This window comes from Isoptericola sp. BMS4, from assembly GCF_011634835.1.
GTDB lineage: Bacteria > Actinomycetota > Actinomycetes > Actinomycetales > Cellulomonadaceae > Isoptericola.
This window is the reverse complement of record NZ_SIRP01000001.1, coordinates 354,949-373,584: the sequence shown is the minus strand read 5'-3', so window position 1 is coordinate 373,584 and position 18,636 is coordinate 354,949. Positions and strand designations below refer to the sequence as shown.

17 protein-coding genes and 1 tRNA gene are annotated in these 18,636 nt (G+C 72.4%); 3 read left to right on the top strand and 15 right to left on the bottom strand.

The features are described from left to right. Positions 1-15: 15 nt before the first annotated feature. The 5 genes from EYB28_RS01670 to EYB28_RS01650 all read right to left on the bottom strand — a co-directional run bounded on the left by EYB28_RS01670 (position 16) and on the right by EYB28_RS01650 (position 4,381). Positions 16-519, bottom strand: coding sequence for a low molecular weight protein-tyrosine-phosphatase (locus EYB28_RS01670; protein ID WP_166851521.1), 504 nt, complete (start codon positions 517-519; stop codon positions 16-18). A 67-nt stretch (positions 520-586) separates the two neighbouring features. Further along, a complete protein-coding gene (locus tag EYB28_RS01665; RefSeq protein ID WP_166844314.1) occupies positions 587-1,339 on the bottom strand; it encodes a succinate dehydrogenase/fumarate reductase iron-sulfur subunit in 753 nt (250 codons plus the stop codon). Further along, positions 1,332-3,263 (bottom strand): fumarate reductase/succinate dehydrogenase flavoprotein subunit, encoded by a 1,932-nt coding sequence (locus tag EYB28_RS01660; RefSeq protein ID WP_166844312.1) that lies wholly within the window; start codon positions 3,261-3,263, stop codon positions 1,332-1,334. The genes EYB28_RS01665 and EYB28_RS01660 overlap by 8 nt, the downstream gene beginning before the upstream one ends. 9 nt (positions 3,264-3,272) lie before the next feature. Continuing rightward, positions 3,273-4,103: a hypothetical protein gene (locus EYB28_RS01655; RefSeq protein WP_166844310.1), complete on the bottom strand. Its 831-nt coding sequence runs from the start codon at positions 4,101-4,103 to the stop codon at positions 3,273-3,275. Next, a complete protein-coding gene (locus EYB28_RS01650; protein ID WP_166844309.1) occupies positions 4,100-4,381 on the bottom strand; it encodes a hypothetical protein in 282 nt (93 codons plus the stop codon). Before EYB28_RS01650 ends, EYB28_RS01655 begins: the two co-directional genes overlap by 4 nt. A gap of 163 nt (positions 4,382-4,544) precedes the next feature. On the opposite strand from EYB28_RS01650, the gene EYB28_RS01645 reads away from it, so the two are divergent. Next, positions 4,545-5,462 (top strand): SDR family oxidoreductase, encoded by a 918-nt coding sequence (locus EYB28_RS01645; protein ID WP_166844307.1) that lies wholly within the window; start codon positions 4,545-4,547, stop codon positions 5,460-5,462. Between the two features lie 360 nt (positions 5,463-5,822). Here the strand turns inward: EYB28_RS01645 and EYB28_RS01640 are convergent, their stop codons facing one another. From EYB28_RS01640 to EYB28_RS01595, 10 genes are all read right to left on the bottom strand, one after another. Further along, entirely contained in the window at positions 5,823-6,782 is a 960-nt protein-coding gene (locus EYB28_RS01640; protein ID WP_166844305.1) for a diguanylate cyclase domain-containing protein, read from the bottom strand. Positions 6,783-6,990: 208 nt separating this feature from the next. Further along, entirely contained in the window at positions 6,991-8,082 is a 1,092-nt protein-coding gene (locus EYB28_RS01635) for a type I restriction endonuclease (protein WP_166844294.1), read from the bottom strand. A 123-nt stretch (positions 8,083-8,205) separates the two neighbouring features. Beyond that, positions 8,206-9,105 carry a hypothetical protein gene (locus EYB28_RS01630; protein ID WP_166844292.1) on the bottom strand — a complete coding sequence of 300 codons (900 nt, stop codon included), beginning with the start codon at positions 9,103-9,105 and terminating at the stop codon, positions 8,206-8,208. Between the two features lie 54 nt (positions 9,106-9,159). Then, positions 9,160-10,689, bottom strand: a complete 1,530-nt coding sequence (locus tag EYB28_RS01625) for an AMP-binding protein (protein ID WP_205710811.1) — start codon at positions 10,687-10,689, stop codon at positions 9,160-9,162. Then, positions 10,686-11,456 (bottom strand): enoyl-CoA hydratase/isomerase family protein, encoded by a 771-nt coding sequence (locus EYB28_RS01620; protein ID WP_166844290.1) that lies wholly within the window; start codon positions 11,454-11,456, stop codon positions 10,686-10,688. Before EYB28_RS01620 ends, EYB28_RS01625 begins: the two co-directional genes overlap by 4 nt. Positions 11,457-11,529: 73 nt before the next feature. Further along, complete coding sequence (locus tag EYB28_RS01615; protein ID WP_166844289.1) at positions 11,530-13,068, bottom strand: sodium/proline symporter; 1,539 nt, start codon at positions 13,066-13,068, stop codon at positions 11,530-11,532. A gap of 180 nt (positions 13,069-13,248) precedes the next feature. Continuing rightward, positions 13,249-14,163, bottom strand: coding sequence for a LysR family transcriptional regulator (locus tag EYB28_RS01610; protein ID WP_166844287.1), 915 nt, complete (start codon positions 14,161-14,163; stop codon positions 13,249-13,251). A 48-nt stretch (positions 14,164-14,211) separates the two neighbouring features. Further along, on the bottom strand, positions 14,212-14,559 hold the full coding sequence (locus EYB28_RS01605) for a hypothetical protein (protein ID WP_166844285.1): 348 nt from the start codon (positions 14,557-14,559) through the stop codon (positions 14,212-14,214). A gap of 296 nt (positions 14,560-14,855) precedes the next feature. After that, a complete protein-coding gene (locus EYB28_RS01600) occupies positions 14,856-16,631 on the bottom strand; it encodes an ATP-binding protein (RefSeq protein WP_166844283.1) in 1,776 nt (591 codons plus the stop codon). Between the two features lie 453 nt (positions 16,632-17,084). Continuing rightward, positions 17,085-17,168: transfer RNA gene (locus EYB28_RS01595), tRNA-Leu, on the bottom strand. A 238-nt stretch (positions 17,169-17,406) separates the two neighbouring features. On the opposite strand from EYB28_RS01595, the gene EYB28_RS01590 reads away from it, so the two are divergent. Then, the gene (locus tag EYB28_RS01590) at positions 17,407-18,126 is read left to right on the top strand and encodes a DUF3662 and FHA domain-containing protein (protein WP_166844281.1); all 720 of its coding nucleotides are present in this window, start codon (positions 17,407-17,409) and stop codon (positions 18,124-18,126) included. Positions 18,127-18,136: 10 nt separating this feature from the next. After that, on the top strand, positions 18,137-18,634 hold the full coding sequence (locus tag EYB28_RS01585; RefSeq protein WP_166844279.1) for an FHA domain-containing protein: 498 nt from the start codon (positions 18,137-18,139) through the stop codon (positions 18,632-18,634). Positions 18,635-18,636 lie beyond the last annotated feature (2 nt).

Sequence of the window (18,636 nt, the reverse complement as noted above, 5' to 3'; positions counted from 1 at the left end):
TCCCGGGCGGGGCGGTCAGCGGCCGTCGAGCGCCGCCCGCACGTGCTCGACGATGCCGTCGGCGGCCCCCTCGACCTCGGCGAGCGTCGTGGCGAACCCGTCCTGCGCGCCGTACCAGGGGTCGTCGACGTCGAGGCGCGGGTCATCGTGCGACGCCGGGTCGCCGAGGCGGGGCGCGTTCGGGTCGAACGTCCGGAACATCCGGATCTCGGCGCCCCGGCGGCCGTCCGCCAGGCGGCGCAGCCGGCGCGCGTGCTGCGCCGTCATGGGCAGCACCAGGTCGCGGGCCGTGAGGTCGGCGGGCGTGACCTGCCGCGCGCGGTGCCCGTCGCCCGTCGGGTAGCCGTGCTCGGCCAGCTCGCGGCGGGCACGGGGATCGACCGGGTTGCCGTGCTCCTCGTCGCTCACGCCCGTGGAGTCGACGACGACGCGGTCGCCGAGCCCCGCGGCCTCGAACCGGTCGCGCAGCACGACCTCCGCCATCGGGGAGCGGCAGATGTTGCCGGTGCAGACGGTCATGACGCGGTACGCGGGAGTCTCGGTGCTCACGGGCACCATGCTCGCACCACGGCGAGGGGGGCGGCCGTCACGCCCCGCGACGGCGGATGGTCCGCCCCAGCCAGACCAGGGGGTCGTACTTCCGGTCGGCGACGCGCTCCTTCATCGGGATGAGGGCGTTGTCGGTGATCTTGATGCCCTCCGGGCACACCTCGGTGCAGCACTTCGTGATGTTGCACCGACCCAGCCCGTGCTCGTCCTGGACGACGGCCACCCGGTCGGCGACGTCGAGCGGGTGCATCTCGAGCTCGGCGACCCGCATGAGGAACCGCGGGCCCGCGAAGGCGCCCTTGTTCTCCTCGTGGTCGCGCACCACGTGGCACGTGTCCTGGCACAGGAAGCACTCGATGCACCTGCGGAACTCCTGCGAGCGCTCGACGTCGACCTGGCTCATGCGGTACTCGCCGGGCGCCAGGTCGGGCGGGGGCGTGAACGACCGGATCTCGCGCGCCTTCGCGTCGTTGAACGACACGTCCGTGACGAGGTCCCGGATCACCGGGAACGCCCGCATCGGCGTGATGGTCACCGGTGCGCCGATATCGAGCGCCGACATGCGGGTCATGCACATCAGCCGGGGCCGTCCGTCGATCTCCGCCGAGCACGACCCGCACTTGCCCGCCTTGCAGTTCCACCGCACCGCGAGGTCCGGCGCCTGCGTGGCCTGCAGGCGGTGGACGACGTCGAGCACCACCTCGCCCTCGTCGACCTCCACCTCGAAGTCGACGAGCGAGCCGCCGGCGGCGTCGCCGCGCCACACCCGGAACGCGCGCGTGTCACCCATCGGAACCTCCCTGCGGGTGGGACGACAGCTCCGCCGGCGTGTAGTACTTCTCCAGCTCGGCGAGGTCGAACAGCGCGAGCAGGTCCGCGCGCATGGGGTCCCGTTCCGCCACCTCGACGGCGACTGGCGGGACGGCCGGGTCGTCGTCCTGCGGACCGGACCGTCGGCGGCAGCGCAGCACCCGGTGCCGCCACTGCGGGTCGAGCGTCGGGTGATCGTCGCGGGTGTGCCCGCCGCGACTCTCCGTGCGGGTCAGGGCCGAGGTCGCCACCGCCTCGCCGACCACGAGCATGTTCCGCAGGTCCAGGGCCAGGTGCCAGCCGGGGTTGTACTGCCGGTGCCCGTCGACGACGACGTCTCGCAGCCGCTCCCGCAGCTCGCCGAGCCGCGTCAGCGCCGCCGTCATCTCCGCCTCGGTGCGGATGATACCGACGAGGTCGTTCATCGAGCGCTGCAGGTCGGCGTGCAGGGCGTACGGGTTCTCGCCCGCCGCCTCGCCCCGGTCGAACGGCGCGAGCGCCGTGGCGGCGGCCGCGTCGACGTCCTCGGCGCGCGCCGCGGGCCGGCCCTCCAGGCGCTCGACGTACCCCGCCGCCCCGAGCCCCGCGCGCCGGCCGAACACCAGCAGGTCCGAGAGCGAGTTGCCGCCGAGCCGGTTGGAGCCGTGTATGCCGCCCGCGCACTCGCCCGCCGCGAACAGGCCCGGCACGCCCGAGGCGCCCGTGTCCGGGTCGACGTCGATGCCGCCCATCACGTAGTGGCAGGTGGGACCCACCTCCATCGGCTCGGCCGTGATGTCGACGTCCGCCAGCTCCCGGAACTGGTGGTACATCGACGGCAGGCGCCGCCGGATCTCCTCGGCCGGCATGCGGCTCGCGATGTCGAGGAGGACGCCGCCGTGCACGGAGCCGCGCCCCTCCTTGACCTCGGTGTTGATCGCCCGGGCGACCTCGTCGCGGGGGAGGAGGTCAGGGGTGCGACGGTTGTTCTCCTGGTCGTCGTACCAGCGGTCCGCCTCGTCCTCGGACTCGGCGTACTGCCCCGTGAACACGGCCGGGACGTAGCCGAACATGAACCGGTCGCCGTCCGAGTCTTTCAGCACGCCGCCGTCGCCGCGCACGCCCTCGGTGACGAGGATGCCCTTGACGCTGGGCGGCCAGACCATGCCCGTGGGGTGGAACTGGACGAACTCCATGTCGACGAGCTCCGCGCCGGCCCGCAGCGCGAGCGCGTGCCCGTCACCCGTGTACTCCCACGAGTTCGACGTCACCTGGAACGACTTCCCGATGCCGCCCGTGGCCAGCACGACGGCGGGCGCGGAGAAGACCACGAACCGGCCCGACTCCCGCCAGTACCCGAACGCGCCCGCGATCGCGCCGTCGTCGGACCGGAGCAGCTCCGTGACCGTGCACTCGGCGAACACCCGCAGCCGGGCCTCGTAGTCGCCGGTGGCGGCGTGGTCCTCCTGCTGCAGGGCCACGATGCGCTGCTGCAGGGTGCGGATGATCTCCAGCCCGGTGCGGTCGCCGACGTGCGCGAGCCGCGGGTACGTGTGCCCGCCGAAGTTGCGCTGGTGGATGCGCCCGTCCTCCGTGCGGTCGAACAGCGCGCCCCACGACTCGAGCTCCCACACCCGGTCGGGCGCCTCCTTCGCGTGCAGCTCCGCCATCCGCCAGCTGTTGAGGAACTTGCCGCCGCGCATCGTGTCGCGGAAGTGCACCTGCCACGAGTCGTTCTCGTTGACGTTGCCCATCGCCGCCGCGCAGCCGCCCTCGGCCATCACCGTGTGCGCCTTGCCGAACAGCGACTTGCACACGATCGCGACGCGCAGCCCGCGCTCGCGCGCCTCGATCGCCGCGCGGAGCCCGGCGCCGCCCGCGCCGACGACGAGGACGTCGTACTCGTGGCGTTCCGTCTCGGTCAACGGGCCTCCTCAGCCGATCAGTCTCAGGTCCGTGAGCGTCCCGGCCGCGACGAGCGCGACGTACAGGTCGGTGAGGACCAGCGTGGCGAGCGTGACCCAGGCGAAGAGCATGTGCCGCGTGTTGAGTGCGGACACCCAGGTCCACAGGCGGTACCGGACGGGGTGCTTCGAGAAGTGCGCGAGCCGGCCGCCCATCACGTGCCGGCACGAGTGGCACGACACCGTGTAGCACCAGAGCAGGGCGACGTTGACGAGCAGCACGAGGTTGCCCACGCCGACGACGAACCCGTCCGTGGGGTGGTGGAAGGCGACGATCGCGTCGTAGGTGTTGATCGCCGACACGAGCAGCGCCACGTAGAAGAAGTACCGGTGGACGTTCTGCAGGATCAGCGGGAAGCGCGTCTCACCGGTGTACGTGGCGTGCGGCTCGGGGACGGCGCACGCCGCCGGCGCCAGCCAGAACGACCGGTAGTACGCCTTGCGGTAGTAGTAGCAGGTGAGCCGGAACCCGAGCAGGAACGGCAGGCTGAGCGCCGCGTACGGGATGAGCGGGTTGTCCGGCAGGAACATCCCGAAGTGCGCGGAGCCGGGCTCGGCCGCGCACCCCAGGGACACGCAGGGCGAGTAGAACGGCGTGAGGTACCGCTCGTCGGCGAAGAAGTACTGCCGCTGGAACGCCCGGAACCCGCCGTAGACGAGGAACGCCAGCAGCCCGACGGCGGTCGCCAGCGGCGGCAGCCACCAGCGGTCCGTCCGCAGCGTCCGCGCCCCGACGGCGGCCCGCCCCGGGGCGTCGACCCCGGTGCCGGGCCGACGACGCCGGGGGACGGTCGTCGTCACGACCGGTCGCCGTGGTAGCCACCGAGTCCTTCGTCGTCGGCGTCCTCGAACATGGTCTCGTCCAGCGGCGTGTCGGGCACGACGACGTGCTCGGGCACGTGCCCGTGCCGCACCGGCTCGGCCGACGCGAGGTCGGCCGCGTCGATCTCCAGCCGCTCGACGTCGTTCACGAGGCGGCGCACCCCGGGCGCGTCGCCGTAGGCGCTGTGCACCGCGGACACGCTGTGGCGCAGCTGCTCGATCGCCCGGCGAAGGTCGGCGAGCTCGGCGGTCGTCATTCGGCACCTCCTGAGCGACGCGCCTCACGTCGTTGTGAGGTGCGTCACTACTGACTCTGCCGTGAAGACGCCGGAGTGGCAAGGGCAGGGCTCCCGTGGACGGCCGCACGGCCGGACCCGTCTCGACAGGCCCCCGCGGGCGTTTCGTGGCTACCGTGAGGGCATGGTGCGGTGGTCGGCGGACGGTCTGGTCGCGGTCACGGGCGTGAGCGGGCGGCTCGGGTCCCGGCTGGCGTTCCGGCTGGCCGCGGAGGGCGCGCGGCAGCGCCTGGTCGTGCGACAGCGGGGCCGCGAGCCGCGTCTGTCCGACGGGCGCGCCCTGCCGGAGTGCGAGGTCGCCCTCGCGGACGGGTACCGCGACGTCGCCGCGATGCGGACGGCGTTCGAGGGCGTGCGGACGGTGTTCCTCGTCAGCGCCCGCGAGGCCGCGGACCGGGTGGCGCAGCACGCCGCGATGATCGACGCGGCCGTCGACGCCGGCGTCGAGCGGCTGGTCTACACGTCGTTCGCGGGCGCGGCCCCGGACGCGACGTTCACGTTCGCGCGCGACCACTGGCACACCGAGCAGCACCTCGCGGCGGCCGCGCGCGCCGGGCTGCGGGTCACGGTGCTGCGGGACAACCTCTACCATCACGCCCTGACGACCTTCGTCGGCACGGACGGGGTGATCCGCGGGCCCGCGGGCACGGGACGGGTCGCGTCCGTCGCGCACGACGACGTCGCCGACGTGGCGACCGCCGTCATCCTCGACGAGAACCCGGCGCGGCACGACGGCGCCACGTACGAGGTCACGGGGCCCGAGGCGCTCACGCTGGACGAGGTGGCCGCCACGCTCTCGGAGGCCACCGGGCGCCGGATCACCTACCACGCGGAGACCGAGGCGGAGGCGTACGAGTCCCGCGCCGGGTACGGGGCGGAGGACTTCGAGGTGGCGGGCTGGGTCTCGTCGTACACCGCGATCGCCGTGGGGGAGCTCGCGCACGTGTCGGACGACGTCGACCGGCTCGTGGGGCGGCGGGCCCGGTCGCTCGCGCAGTGGCTGGACGACTACCCCGGGGAGTGGGCGCACCTGCGCCGCTGACCGGGTTCGCCGTATTCCCGTGTTCGCCCGCGGGAAATCCCTTGGCGCCGCTGAGCGGGCAGGCGTAGCGTCGTCGGCACATGAGAAGGGAGGTGATCCGAGCAGTGAAGACTCTTCGGACCCATGAGGTGGTCGCGCGCTGACGTCGCGCGTCTGATGTAGCTCCGCGCCACAGAGGCGCGCGGACCGGTGGCGAGTTCCTCGCGACCACCGGAGCCCGCGGGTGCCGTGCCCTCGTCCAGCACGGCGGGTGGTGCCGTCTCCGGCACCACCACCCCGCGGGCTTCTCGCTGCCCGCGGTCCACCCGCAGGCCTGCCGGAGCGGAGCGCGTCTTCGTGTCGCGCAGGGCGAGGCCTGACTCAGGCCGGCATGCCGGCCCGGACGGCATCCTGCGCGAGCCTCGCCTCGGCGGTGCCCAGGAGCTCGTCGGGGTCGGCGGAGCCCGCCACGGACCACACGACGGCGGAGTGCAGCGCGGGCCACACCTGCCGCCCGGCGTGCACGGCCGGCGTCGCGAGGCCGCTCAGGAGGTGCTGCCGCACCATCTCGGCCGAGGCCGCCGCGTGGAGGTCGTCGAGCGACGGCAGCGTCGCGAGGACGGCGAACCGGTCGCCCTCGACCCGGCCGGCCTCGCAGCCGCGGGGGAGGAGCTCCACGATCCGGGACGCGAGCCCGGACAGCACGAGGTCGCCGACCTCCTGCCCGTGCCGAGCGTTGAGCGCCGCCATGGCGCGCACGTCGAACAGCACCACCACGACCCGGGTCCCCGAGCCACGCACGAGCTCGCACCGGCGTGCCAGGGCGTGCCGGGTGGCCTGGCGCGACGGCAGGCCCGTCAACGGGTCGTGGGTGGCGCGCTCGGCGAGCGCCGCGACGAGGGACCGCATGATGTCGGCCGTGCCGGCCGCGGCCCACGTCCGCCCCGTGACGAGGACGTCGTCGTACCGGTGCTCCCCGGAGCGGGCCATCGCGCGGGTCGCGACGTCGGGCACGCGGGTGGCAGGGTCGACGACGAGCGGGGCCCAGTCCGTGACGGTGGCGGCGGGCCGCCGCTCCAGGACCGCGCGGCCGTAGCCGAGGCGCCCCGTCAGCGCGGCGGCCAGGCCCGCGCGGGTGATGATGCCGGTCCGCCCGCCCGCGTCGTCCTCCACGACGACGCACCCGACGTCCGGGCTGCGGAAGACGACCTCGAGCTCGCCGACCGGCATCGACGACCCCACCGCCAGGACGGGTCGCGCCAGCTCGCCGGCGGTGCCCGCGAGCCGCTCCCCGCCCCGGGGAGCGAGGTGCTGGGCCATCCTGGCGATGTCGTCGTGCACAGCCCGCAGTATGGCCGCCGGCGGTCCGCGACCGGGACCCCCGTCGGCGACTGTTCGCGCAGAGATCATGCGACATTCGCCGCCCGGCCGCCGTCACGTCACGTCCGTGCCCGGATGCCGACGGCGACGCGGGTGCGCGCCCGGGTCGGGCCGCTCGCGACGGCCGGCGACCGGCAGTCCACCCGCCCGCACGGCGGTCGGGGGCTCTTCAGATGTAGTGGTGCACCGTCTTGCGGATGCGTTCCGCGTGCTCGTATATCTGGTCGAGGGAGTCGATCGGCACGCGCGTCTCGTTCTTCTGCTCGTCGAAGAGTCCGAGGTACTTCTGTCCGGTGTTGAAGTGCAGGCGCACGATGGGCTTGCGGTTGTTGTCGTCGAGCAGCACGCCCATGTAGCTCTTCGTGTCGCGATGGACGATCCGGACCGGCGGAACCTCGCTGCAGGCGATGGCTCGCACGATCTGGTAGCCCTCGATCTCTTCGAGAGTCGTCTCGATGCCCTTGTCGTCGCCCTCCGCGGAGTCCACGCTCTCTTCCGCCGCGGTCGCCGCCGAGACCGGCGCCGCCGCGGCGTCGGAGTACGACTGTCCGCCGAGCGCCGCCTTCAGCCGATCGTTCACCTGATCGGCCAGGAACTGCTTCGTGGCCTTGGAGACCAGGACCCGGAACTGCTCCCGGACCCGCTGTGTGAACGACCCGTCGTACACCCGGTTGGTGAGTGCCTTCACCCACTCGTCGTCGGGGTCACGGAACTGCCCGGCGAGCGCCCGCTTCAGGGCCCCGATGTACTTGAGCTCCTCCGCGGCGCTGACGACGGAGTCGAGGTCGAAGGACTCCTTCGTCAGCTTCTCGATCTCCGGGACCAGCGACTCGTCGATGTCCAGCAGGTCGAGCTGCAGGAACGGCTTGTCGTCCATCCGGTTCGACCTGTCGAGGTCGGTGTAGAAGTAGTAGTGCTGACCGTTGGTCAGGAGGGCGATCCTCGCGTTGGTCGTCGCGAAGTACCGGAAGAGCTGCGACGCGTGGTTCAAGGTGAGCGGGGCGCCGACGGCCTTCGCCTCGACGAGGATCTGCACCTCGCCGTCCCGGACGATCGCGTAGTCGATCTTCTCACCCTTCTTCGTCCCCACGTCCGCGGTGAACTCGGGCACGACCTCGTTCGGGTTGAAGACGTCATAACCCAGGACGAGCGAGATGAAAGGCATCACGAAGGCGTTCTTCGTCGCCTCCTCCGTCTCGATCCCACCCTTCTGCTGTCGGATCTTCGCCGCGAGCGAGGCGAGTCGTTCATCGATGTCCACGTCTATACCTCCCGTACGCACCAAGGCGACGGACAATACTTCTCTGCTTCACCGCAACATAGCGAACGACGACATTTCACCCGACGAACCGCGGGTGAATCCGTTCTGAGTCGGCGACTCGGATCAGTGCGGCAGTCTCGGATCTGGTCGGCAGCCCGAGGTGCCGATCCGATCCGGGACTGCCGCGGTGAACGAGGCGTCGCGGCGCGCGACCCCGGCCAGCAGGTCAGCCACCTGGATGCGGGCGTCGTCGCGGGAGTCGACCTGGCGACCGCCCAGCAGGGGCGGCGGCGCGGGCGCGGCCGCCTGGGCGAGGTGGGTGGCGAGCCGCGCCATGCGCTGCGGGGTGAGGGCACTCTGCTCGTCGTGCACCAGCACGACCGAGCGCCGCCCCGCGCTCCACCACAGCACCGTGTCCGCGACGGCGGGGATCAGGGGCTCCAGCGGCGGCGGGATCGTGGGGTCGCCGGCGACCAGCCGCTCCAGCACCGACACCACCCGCGCGCGAGTCAGCCCGCGCAGCACGGGGACGTCGTCGGGGACCTCGGCGAGGAAGCGGGTGACGGCCGCGTGGTCGACCCGGTGGACCCGCCGGGTGCGCACCATCGCGACGAACGCCGTCAGGAACGCCGTCCGCTCCCGGAGCACGGCGGCCTCACCGCGGTGGTCGGCACCGAGGAGCGTGCCGTCGCCGTAGGACGGCTCGCCGACGAGCAGGTCGAGCGCCCGCGACGCGACGAACGCCCGCTTGTCGACCGCGTGCACGTGCGCGCGCCCGCGCAGCGCGTCGAGGAACCAGTCCACGGCGTCGGGGCTACCCGGCCGCAGCAGCACGTACGCCTTGTGCTCCGCGGCGGCGGGGTGCGCGAACCGTTGCGCGAGGTCCGCCAGCAGCTCACCCGCCTCCGCCGCCGTGAGGTCGGTGCTCGCATGCGTGATCACCGGCGAGGCCGGGTCCAGGAGGTTGCTCCCGGAGAAGCCGGACTCGTCGCACGCGATCTCGACCGCGTCCGCGGTGGTCATGCGCCCATGCTGGCCCGACGCCGGGGCCCCGCACCAGCGGAGACCCGGCGGCGCTCAACGCTGCGCGCAGTCGAGCGCGCCGTCGGTGCCGCGGGGGAGCCGGTGCTTCGCCACCCGCTGGCTCGGTGTCAGGGGCAGCTCGTCGAGCACCCGCACGTAGCGCGGCACCTGGAACGGCGCCAGGTGGTCGGCACCCCACGCCACGACGCTCCGCGGGTCCGGCTCGGCGCCGTCCCGGAGCGTGACGACCAGGAGCATCTCCTGCTCGCCGACGTCGGCGGCGACGCCGACCACGGCGCACCGCTCGACGTCGGGGTGACGTCCGTAGACGTCCTCGACCTGCCATGCCGAGACGTTCTCGCCGCGCACGCGCACGCTGTCGCTGGCCCGGCCGTGGAAGTGCAGGTTGCCACCTGCGTCGAGGGTGCCGTGGTCGCCCGTGCGGAACCAGTCGCCGTCCCGCGCCGCGGCGGAGGCGTCGGGGTTGCCGAGGTACCCGGGGGTGAGCAGACCCGGGACGGTGGGCCGGACGAGGATCTCCCCGGGCGCGCCGTCGCCGGCACGGACGTCGAACCACGGCAGCGGGCGCCCCACCCCCTGCCCGGGGCCCTCCTTGTTGACCGTGACGATGCTGGAGGTCTCCGTCATCCCGTAGCACTCGTGCACGGCGACGCCGAACCGCTCCCGGCACTGCTCCCAGATCGCCGGGGTGGCCCCGGCTCCCCACGCCACGCGGACGCGGTGGCGGCGCTCCAGCTCCGACGGCGGCCGGCCGAGCAGGATCTGCAGGATCCCGCCGAGGTAGTGCACGTGGGTCGCGCCGGTGCGCACGACGTCGGCCCAGAACCCGGAGGCGGTGAAGCGCCGCGCGAGCGCGAGGGACACGTCGGCGTACAGCGGCATGAGCAGCGTCTGGGCCCCGCCCACGTGGAAGATCGGCTCCCACAGGTAGAGCACGTCGCCGGGACGGGCGTCGGTGACCTCCAGGGCGCCGACGGCGGCGGCCCGCAGCATGGTCTGGCTGACCCGGACGCCCTTGGGCGGGCCGGTCGTCCCGGACGTGTACAGGAGCAGGCTCGTGTCCTGTACCGCGCCGCCGTCCCGCCCTGGCAACGCCCACAGGTCGGTCGTCGCGCCGGCGTCCTGCGCGACCGCGACGCCCGGGCCGAGGGCCGCAGCACCCTCCCGCTCGCGCAGGTCGGCGACCACGGCGCCCACGACGTCCGCGCCCCCCTCCGCCACGAGGTGCGTCGCGCCGGAGTCGTCCAGCAGGTGCGCGAGCGGGGCGCCGCGGAGCTTCGGGTTGAGCGGCACCCAGAGCGCGCCGACGCGGACCAGGGCGAACACGACGGCGACGTGCGCGACGGTGTTCGGCAGCGCGACGGCGACCCGCGCGCCGACGCCGACGCCGGCGGCGACGAGGGCGTCCCGGACCCGGTCGACCTCGGCGTCGAGCTCGCCGACGGTGACGCGCCGGTCACCCGCGGTGGCGTAGAGCCGGTCGGGTCGCTCTGCCGCCAGCGCGGAGAGCTCGGCGGAGACGTCCCGCCCGCCGATGACCTGCGCCGGCGTCGTCACGCTCACGAGGCCGCCGCGTCGCGCCGGCGGGACAGGAACTCCTGGGCGGTGCCCTGCGGCTCGCCCTCCGCGTAGGCGCCCTTGTCGATCTCGAGAGCGGCGGCGAAGGCGGCGCGCAGGCCCGGTCGCAGGGTCTCGTAGAGGTGCTGCTTGGTGAGCCGGAACGCGTGGGCCGGCTGGGCGGCGAGCTCGGCGGCGCGCTCCTGGGCGCGGGCGAGCACGCGGTCGGCGGGCACGATCTCGGTGACCAGCCCGAGGTCGCGGGCCTCCGCGGCGTCGACGAGCCGCCCGGTGAGCATCAGCTCGGCCGTCTTGGCGTGCCCGAGCGACTGCCACGTCAGGTACATCCCCGTGATGCTCGGGATGCCCGACCTCACCTCAGGCTGCCCCATCCGGACGCCGTCGTGCGCGACCCGCAGGTCGCAGAGCAGGGACAGCTGGTAGCCGGACCCGGCGGCGACCCCGTTGAGCGCTGCGACGACCGGCTTGGGGCAGGACAGGATCGTCTCGTACACGTCGGCGAAGGTCCCCAGCCAGGTCTCGACGTCGTCGACGCCGAACCCGGCGAGCTCGTTGAGGTCCTGGCCGGAGCAGAACGCGCGGTCACCGGCGCCGGTCAGCACGACGGACCGGACGTCGGGGTCGGCGCCGAACCCGGCGACGGCGGCCCCGACGGCCCGCTGCATCTCCTGGCTCCAGGCGTTGAGCGCGTCCGGGTTGTCCAGGGTGACGATGCCGCAGTCGTCGACGACCTCGGTGAGTACCTGCCCCATGGGGATCCTCCTGGTAGGTAGGTGGTGGTGCGTGGTGGTGTGGTGCGCCCGCCGGGCCGGCGGACGGTCCCGCTCAGGCGGTCGCGGCCTCCGCGGGGGCCGGCGCGCCGCTGCGGACGGCGTCGTACTGCTCGCGCACGGTCCGCGACGGCTCGGGGCCCAGACGGTTGCCCACCCAGACGCCGAGCAGGCCGGCCGCGAACCCGGGGACGAGCTCGTACAGGCCGATCGGGTCGACGAGCGGGTAGAGCACGACGGTGAGACCGCCGGCGAGCATGCCGACCAGGGCGCCCACCCGGCTGGTGCGCCGCGAGTACAGCGCGGCGAGGATCACGGGCCCGAAGGCGGCGCCGAACCCGGCCCAGGCGTAGGACACCAGCCCGAGGACGGTGCCGCCCCGCAGGGCGATGGCGACGGCGACCACGGAGACCAGGACGACGGTCGCGCGGCTGATCAGCACGACGGTGCGGTCGGTCGCGTCGCGCTTCACGAACGCGCGGAAGAAGTCCTCGGAGAGGGTCGTCGCGGCGACCACGAGCTGCGAGTCGGCGGTGCTCATGATGGCGGCGAGGATGCCGGCGAGGAAGACGCCGACCAACCACGACGGCAGCAGCTCGGTGACGAGCTGCGCGTACCCGTTCTCGGGGTTCGCGAGGTCGGGGCCGAAGTAGGCGACGGCGAGCATCCCGATGACGCCGCCGAAGCCGAGCAGGGTGACGGACAGGAACACGCCGATCCTGCGGGCGCCCTTCGTCGACGCCGCGGTGCGCAGCCCCATGAAGCGCGCCAGGATGTGCGGCTGCCCGAAATAGCCGAGCCCCCACGCCAGCGCGGACACGATCGCGACGACGGCGACCGAGCTGCCCGAGACCCACTGGCCGTCCACGAGCGCGACCTCGACGAACGGGGACGCGAGGTCGGGGTTGGCGTCCCCGATGCTCTGCGCGACGGCGGCCGGCCCGCCGAGGCTGACGAGCGCCACGACCGAGACGACGGCGAGGCTGACGAACATCAGCACGCCCTGCACGACGTCCGTGTAGCTGGAGGCGAGGAACCCGCCGAGGCTCGAGTAGAGCATGACGACGGCGGCGCCGAGCAGGATGCCCGTCGTGCTCGACACGCCGAACACCTGCCCGAACATCACGCCCGTCGCGACGAGGCCGGAGCCGAGGTACACGACGTAGAAGACGAGGATGACGACGGCGGACACGAGGCGCACGGCGTCGCTGTGGAACCGGTTGGCGAGGTACGCCGGCAGGGTGACGGACTCCGCGCGCCGCCCGCTGCGCCAGTCGAAGCCGTGCTCGGTGTCCTCGCGGAGGCGGCCGGCGACGACCCGCCAGCTCACGTAGAAGCCGACCGTCAGGCCGATGATCATCCACACGTTCTGCATGCCGCTGACGTAGAAGGCGCCCGGCAGCCCGAGGAAGACCCAGGAGCTGGAGTCGGTGGCCTTGGCGCTGAGGGTCGCGGCGAAGGTGCCGAGCCGCCGGCCACCGATGGCGAAGTCGCCGACGTCGTCGTTGCGGCGCATGAACCACAGGCCCATGCCCAGCATGACGGCCAGATAGAGCACGAACGCGACGACCGAGGCCGTGGTGCTGCCGTCCATCTGATCTCCCCATCCCCGCAGCAACGCTGCCGCGTCATCGCCCTTGGTGTCCGTCGAGTCTGCGGGCCCGGCGGGGGACGGGACCAGGGCCTGTGGACCAGAGCTGGACACGCTCGGCATCAGCGCCGCTTACGCTCCGGCCTCCCGGCCCGCGAGCCACGGCCCGGCGACGGCGGGCGCTCAGCGGGCGGTGTCGCCGAAGCCCGCGGTCACGCGGCGGATGGCGGCCAGGAACGCGCCCGTCAGCGGGTTGTCGTCCACCCGCCGCGTCGCGGCGACGATCTGGCGGCGGGGGAGCCGCCGGGTGAGGGGCAGGGTGACGATGTCGTCGTCGGGCTCGTACCCGAGGCCGGGGATGAGAGCGACACCGAGGCCGGCCGCGACGAACCCGCGGACGGTCCCGAAGCTGTTGCTGCGGAACGCGATGTGCGGGCTGAACCCCTCGTCCTCGGCCAGCGCGACGAGGCAGCGGCTCGCGGCCGTGTCCTCCCGGTTGGCGATCCATCGCTCGGCCGCCAGGTCGCCGAAGTCGACGGCGGCGGCGTGCGCCAGCCGGTGCCGCCGGGACGCGATGACGCACAGGTCCTCGACCATGAGCTCGGTGAGCCGCACCTCGGGCGGCCACACCACGGGCACCAGGTCGTACCGGAACCCGAGCGCGACGTCGAGGTCGCCGTCGAGCACCCTCGGGAACAGCTCGTGCGGCTCCCCCTCGTCGAGGGAGATCTCGACGTCACGACGGCGGACCAGGAAGCGCGCGATCACCTGCGCCACGATCGGCCCGCCCGCCGAGGCGAAGCTGCCGATCCGCAGCCGCCCCGCCTGGCCGGCGGCGAGGCGCGCGGCGTCGGCCTCGAGCTGCTCGACCAGCGCGAGCAGCTCCCCGGACCGTTCGAACAGGTACTGCGCCGCCTCCGTGGGCTGCACGCTGCGGGCGCTGCGCTCGAACAACCGCAGCCCCAGCGACCGCTCCAGGCCGGACATCTGCTGGGACACCGCCGAGGCCGTGTACCCGAGCTCGCGCCCCGCGGCCGCGAACGACCCGAGGCGGATCGCCGCCGCGAGCGTCCGGAGGGTGGTCGGGTCGAGCGCCATCCGCCGAGGATAGGCCCGCGGCGGGCGGCACGATGCCGCACGACCAGGTCAGCCCCGCGGCTGCGAGCTCGTGCCCTGGTACGGCTCCGGCGGGCCCGGTTCAGCGGCCGTGTCGGGCGAGACCTTGCCGCCCGCCCGGTGCGGCTCCCCACCGGGGCCCGCCGTCGCGGGGTCGCCGCCCGACGGCTCGGCTCCGTCGCGCAGGTCGGCGATCCTCTGCTCCAGCACCGTCACCACCGGCAGGCGGTCGCCGTGCGCCCGCTCGTAGGTCAGGAGCTCCTCGACGCCGGCCGCGTCGAGCGCACGGATCCGGTGGACGAGCTCCCCGGTGGACAGGTGGTCGTAGTCGGGCAACGGCAGGTCATCGTGTCCCGGTGCGGTCGGGTCGTCGGTCATCGTCGTCGCCTCCCCTCAGGGGCGTGCGGAGTGCCGTACCCCTCGACCGTAGGCACGCGCCGACGGCCCCGCACACCCTCGCGACGACCTTTCCCTCGCCGCCGGGACCTCGCTAGGTCCGTCACCCGGAACGCAAGAGGTCCCGGTCAGGAGAACCTGACCGGGACCTCTCGAAGTGCTTCGGCACTGGGACCGAATCCTTCTCACGTGGGTGGTTTCCGAAACTCGCTCACCAGAGCCTCCATCGCGACTGCGCCAGCGCCAGGCACACCCTGATCGGCCGTCCAGGCACACCTTCAGCCTTGGGCCGAGAGTCGATACTCGCGGTGTCGACTGGTCGGCGGTGCGGTCGCGATGACTACCCCCTCTGCGACGAGCACTCGTAGCCTCGGTCGCAAGGTGCCGACCGTCGTATCGAGGCGGTCGGCCATCGCGCGCACCGAGAGCTGTCCCGCATCGGCAAGCGCGTTGAGGATCCTGTCGTCGATGCTCCCCGGTGCAGGCGCACGCACGTCGGCCTGAGGGAAAAGGGCGACCTGGTCGCGCCGCACACCGTCGAGCCGGTGTCCGGGTCGGTAGGCCCCGTCCGTACGACGCGGAAACTGCAGCCAACCGTCGTCGACCAAGCGTCGGAGCACATGCTTGGCGTCCGCCGAGTCCATCGCCAGCTGCGCACGCAGCACCTGGTCGTCGACGGCATAGCCGCGGTGGACCAGAACCAGCGTGCGACGCAGATCGGCGTCCATGTCCGTCGCACCGACGGAGTCGAGCCAATCGCTTGTCTCTGGGCTCAGTAGTCCGTGCCGGTCGAGAACGACAGTCAAGTCTGTCACTCGTGCGACATAGCGCGGGGCCGCCAAGCCGGAGCGGCCGAGCGCACCGGTCATGGCCGGGATCCCCGAGCCCGCGTTTTCCGACACGGCCTCCTCGGTGTTGAGCATGGGCACGTCCGCTAGCAGCGCCGACAGGACCGCGTTGCGAGAGCGCGAGGTTCCGCTGAACAGATCGACCACGCGACGCCCACCCCAAATCCCGCCGGGGTTGGCGATCTCGAGGCGGTCCGGGAACAGTTCGACGCGGACTTGGTCGCCGAGTGCCCACGGGCTGTAGTCGCGGTGCGTCAAGGCATTGGCGATCGACTCACGGATCGCCAGCTCGGGAATCTCCGGTTCGTCGCGGGCACCCGCCCCGGCGACGACCCGTCGAACCTGGATGTTCTGAAGCACGGCCCGCACCACGTCTTCCACCATGGCGGGAATCGGCCCTTCGATGACACGCCGGTCGAGCATCCGTTGTTCACCGACGAACACATCTTTCGAAGTTCCCGGATAGACAGTGAACGTCACCATGGCCTGCGGCACGAAGTGCTGGGGGTATCGCCCGAGTGCCAACAACCCGGCCAGTGTCGGCGTCGCACCGTCGCTCGCGAGAACGTTGTGCCGCACGAGGATGTCCTTGACGGAGGTCAGGTCAACGACCGAGCGCGGGCGTCGACGACGAAGCCTGGCGACGAAGCGTTCGACCAGATCGTGCTCGAGGTCGTTCAGGGTCGCACCCGGTACCGGGTCGGAGTCGACGCGCGGTTGCTCGACATTCGTCGAGAGGAGAAACACCCCGTACGTGCTCATGCGCCGGTCGCCGTCGCCGACACGTTCGTAGGTCCCAGCCTCCTTGCCCTGGCTTGTCACGAACAAGGGCCTCTGCCCGGCCGGCAGCGCTTCGACGTCGACGACGACCACCGGAGCGTCGTCGACGACAGCAATGTCGACGGAACCAATGGGACGTGGAGTAACCGGGCCCGCACCCTCGTCACTCCGGCGCGGCCGGAAGCCGTTCGAGACCGCATCCCGTATCGCGGTCGCGTCGAAGCCTTCGACGGCGGCGAAATGATGCTTCTCGTCCAGGCCCAGGATGATGAGCCCGCCGTCCCCGTTCGAGAACGCGCTCACCGTCGGCCAGATGTCCTTGGGCAAACCACCGCCGGCAGCCTTGACCTCGATCTGCGCCAGGTCGGTCGACGCTGCACGCAGGCGCCCCACCACCTCGTCGAGCGGGCCCTGACTCGTTTCCAACCGAGCACCATCACTCTCACGTCAGTGCATCATCACTACAGTTCAGTGATGATCACTGTAGTCCAGTGAGTCGATCGTCACCTGCTCATGGAGCGACCAGCCCGAACCCTGGGCCGAGCAGCTCGGCGAACCACCCGACACCCGGCCCATGGGCCGAGCCGCCCGGACAGCGCGCCGACATCGCCGAGGACCGCCCCAGCACCACCAGGCACCCGGCGACAACTGACACCACCGGCATCGCGCAGCCCCGACCGCGCCGCACACCGTCGCGCCCGCACACACCTCCCGCGGCCCTCACGACGCGGTTTCACCAGGTCCGACAGCCGGAGTCAGGGCTCGCGCCGGCGCCCACAGCCGGTTCAGACCTCCCGGAACGCAGAAAGTCCCGGCCAGGAGAACCTGACCGGGACTTTCCGAAGGTGTTCCGGCCCTGAAGCCGAAACCCTCCTCACGTGCGCGAGGGGGGAGTTGAACCCCCACGCCCTCTCGGGCACACGGACCTGAACCGTGCGCGTCTGCCTATTCCGCCACTCGCGCGTGCCGAAGAAGATTAGCACGGTCGTGGGGCAAGTCCCCAATCGCCCTCTCCGGACCCTCGACGAACGGTCCCGGCGCAGGTCAGAAGGCCGACCGTGACCTGACCGTGACACTCCGGTCCCGGGTCTGCGCCGAGGATTCGCAGGAAATCCACACCGCGCGGAGGGCTCCTGCTGCACCCCTGCCTACGATCTAGATAGTCTGCCCGCGGACGATCGGGCAGGCGGGAGGAGGTGGCATGGGCGCCCTGGAGCGCTTCGAGAAGAGTGTCGAGCGCATGATGAACAACGCGTTCGCCAAGGTGGGTCGCAACAGCGAGATCAAGCCGGTCGAGCTCGCGAGCCGGCTGCGGCGCGAGCTGGACGACCGTGCTGCCGTCGTCGGCCGCGACCGCACGGTCGTGCCCAACGAGTTCACGATCGAGCTGTCGTCGTCCGACTTCTCCCAGATCGAGGCCTGGGGAGCGGAGACGATGGCGGACGAGCTCGCGACGAACCTGACCGAGTTCGCGGCGTCGCAGCACTACGCGTTCGTGGGGCCGGTGAGCGTGTCCTTCGAGGAGCACGAGGAGCTCGCGGGCGGCCGCTTCCAGCTGCGCTCGTCGACCGTGCGCGGCAACGTCGCACCCGCGACCTCCGCCGCGCCGTCCACCCGCCACCCGCTCATCGACATCGACGGCCAGCGCTACCTGCTCACGGGCCCCGTCACGGTCATCGGCCGCGACGCGGAGGCGGACATCGTCGTGGACGACCCGGGCGTGTCCCGCCGTCACCTCGAGATCCGCGTGACCCCGGAGGGCGTCGTCGCGACCGACCTCGGCTCCACGAACGGGCTGTTCGTCGAGGGCCACCAGGTGCCCGCCGCCACCCTGCTGGACGGCAACACCCTGACGATCGGGCGCACCCGCATCATGTTCTGGTCCGGTACCGCCGCTGGCCAGCCGACCGAGGACTGGTGATCTACCAAGAATGGGCGAGCTGACGTTCACCCTGCTGCGGCTGGGCTACCTCGTGCTGCTGTGGGTGTTCGTGCTCTCCGCCGTCGCGGTGCTGCGCCGGGACCTCGCACCGCGCGGAGCACCGCGAGCCTCGCGCGCCGAGCGCCGCCGCACCGAGGAGGCCGCTGGGCCGCCGGCCGCCGCCGCGCCCGCGAAGCCGGCCAAGCCCGCACGGGGCGGCCCCACCAAGCTGGTCGTGACCGCCGGCCCGCTGACGGGCACGACCCTGCCGCTGTCGACCGCGTCGATCCTCATCGGCCGCGCCCCCGGCTGCACGCTCGTGCTCGACGACGACTTCTCGTCGTCGCGGCACGCCCGCATCTACCCGCAGGGAGACCAGTGGTTCGTCGAGGACCTGGGCTCCACCAACGGCACGTTCATGGGAGAGACGAAGATCACGGGACCCACCCTGCTGACCCCGGGCGCCGGTGTGCAGATCGGCCGGTCCGTCGTCGAGCTGCAGCGGTGATC

What these genes read in the sequence shown, in the direction of transcription:
- EYB28_RS01670 (WP_166851521.1), bottom strand. Translation starts at nt 519, where the DNA reads ATGACCGTCTGCACCGGCAACATCTGCCGCTCCCCGATGGCGGAGGTC.
- EYB28_RS01665 (WP_166844314.1), bottom strand. Translation starts at nt 1,339, where the DNA reads ATGGGTGACACGCGCGCGTTCCGGGTGTGGCGCGGCGACGCCGCCGGC.
- EYB28_RS01650 (WP_166844309.1), bottom strand. Translation starts at nt 4,381, where the DNA reads ATGACGACCGCCGAGCTCGCCGACCTTCGCCGGGCGATCGAGCAGCTG.
- EYB28_RS01645 (WP_166844307.1), top strand. Translation starts at nt 4,545, where the DNA reads ATGGTGCGGTGGTCGGCGGACGGTCTGGTCGCGGTCACGGGCGTGAGC.
- EYB28_RS01630 (WP_166844292.1), bottom strand. Translation starts at nt 9,105, where the DNA reads ATGACCACCGCGGACGCGGTCGAGATCGCGTGCGACGAGTCCGGCTTC.
- EYB28_RS01620 (WP_166844290.1), bottom strand. Translation starts at nt 11,456, where the DNA reads ATGGGGCAGGTACTCACCGAGGTCGTCGACGACTGCGGCATCGTCACC.
- EYB28_RS01615 (WP_166844289.1), bottom strand. Translation starts at nt 13,068, where the DNA reads ATGGACGGCAGCACCACGGCCTCGGTCGTCGCGTTCGTGCTCTATCTG.
- EYB28_RS01610 (WP_166844287.1), bottom strand. Translation starts at nt 14,163, where the DNA reads ATGGCGCTCGACCCGACCACCCTCCGGACGCTCGCGGCGGCGATCCGC.
- EYB28_RS01605 (WP_166844285.1), bottom strand. Translation starts at nt 14,559, where the DNA reads ATGACCGACGACCCGACCGCACCGGGACACGATGACCTGCCGTTGCCC.
- EYB28_RS01590 (WP_166844281.1), top strand. Translation starts at nt 17,407, where the DNA reads ATGGGCGCCCTGGAGCGCTTCGAGAAGAGTGTCGAGCGCATGATGAAC.
- EYB28_RS01585 (WP_166844279.1), top strand. Translation starts at nt 18,137, where the DNA reads ATGGGCGAGCTGACGTTCACCCTGCTGCGGCTGGGCTACCTCGTGCTG.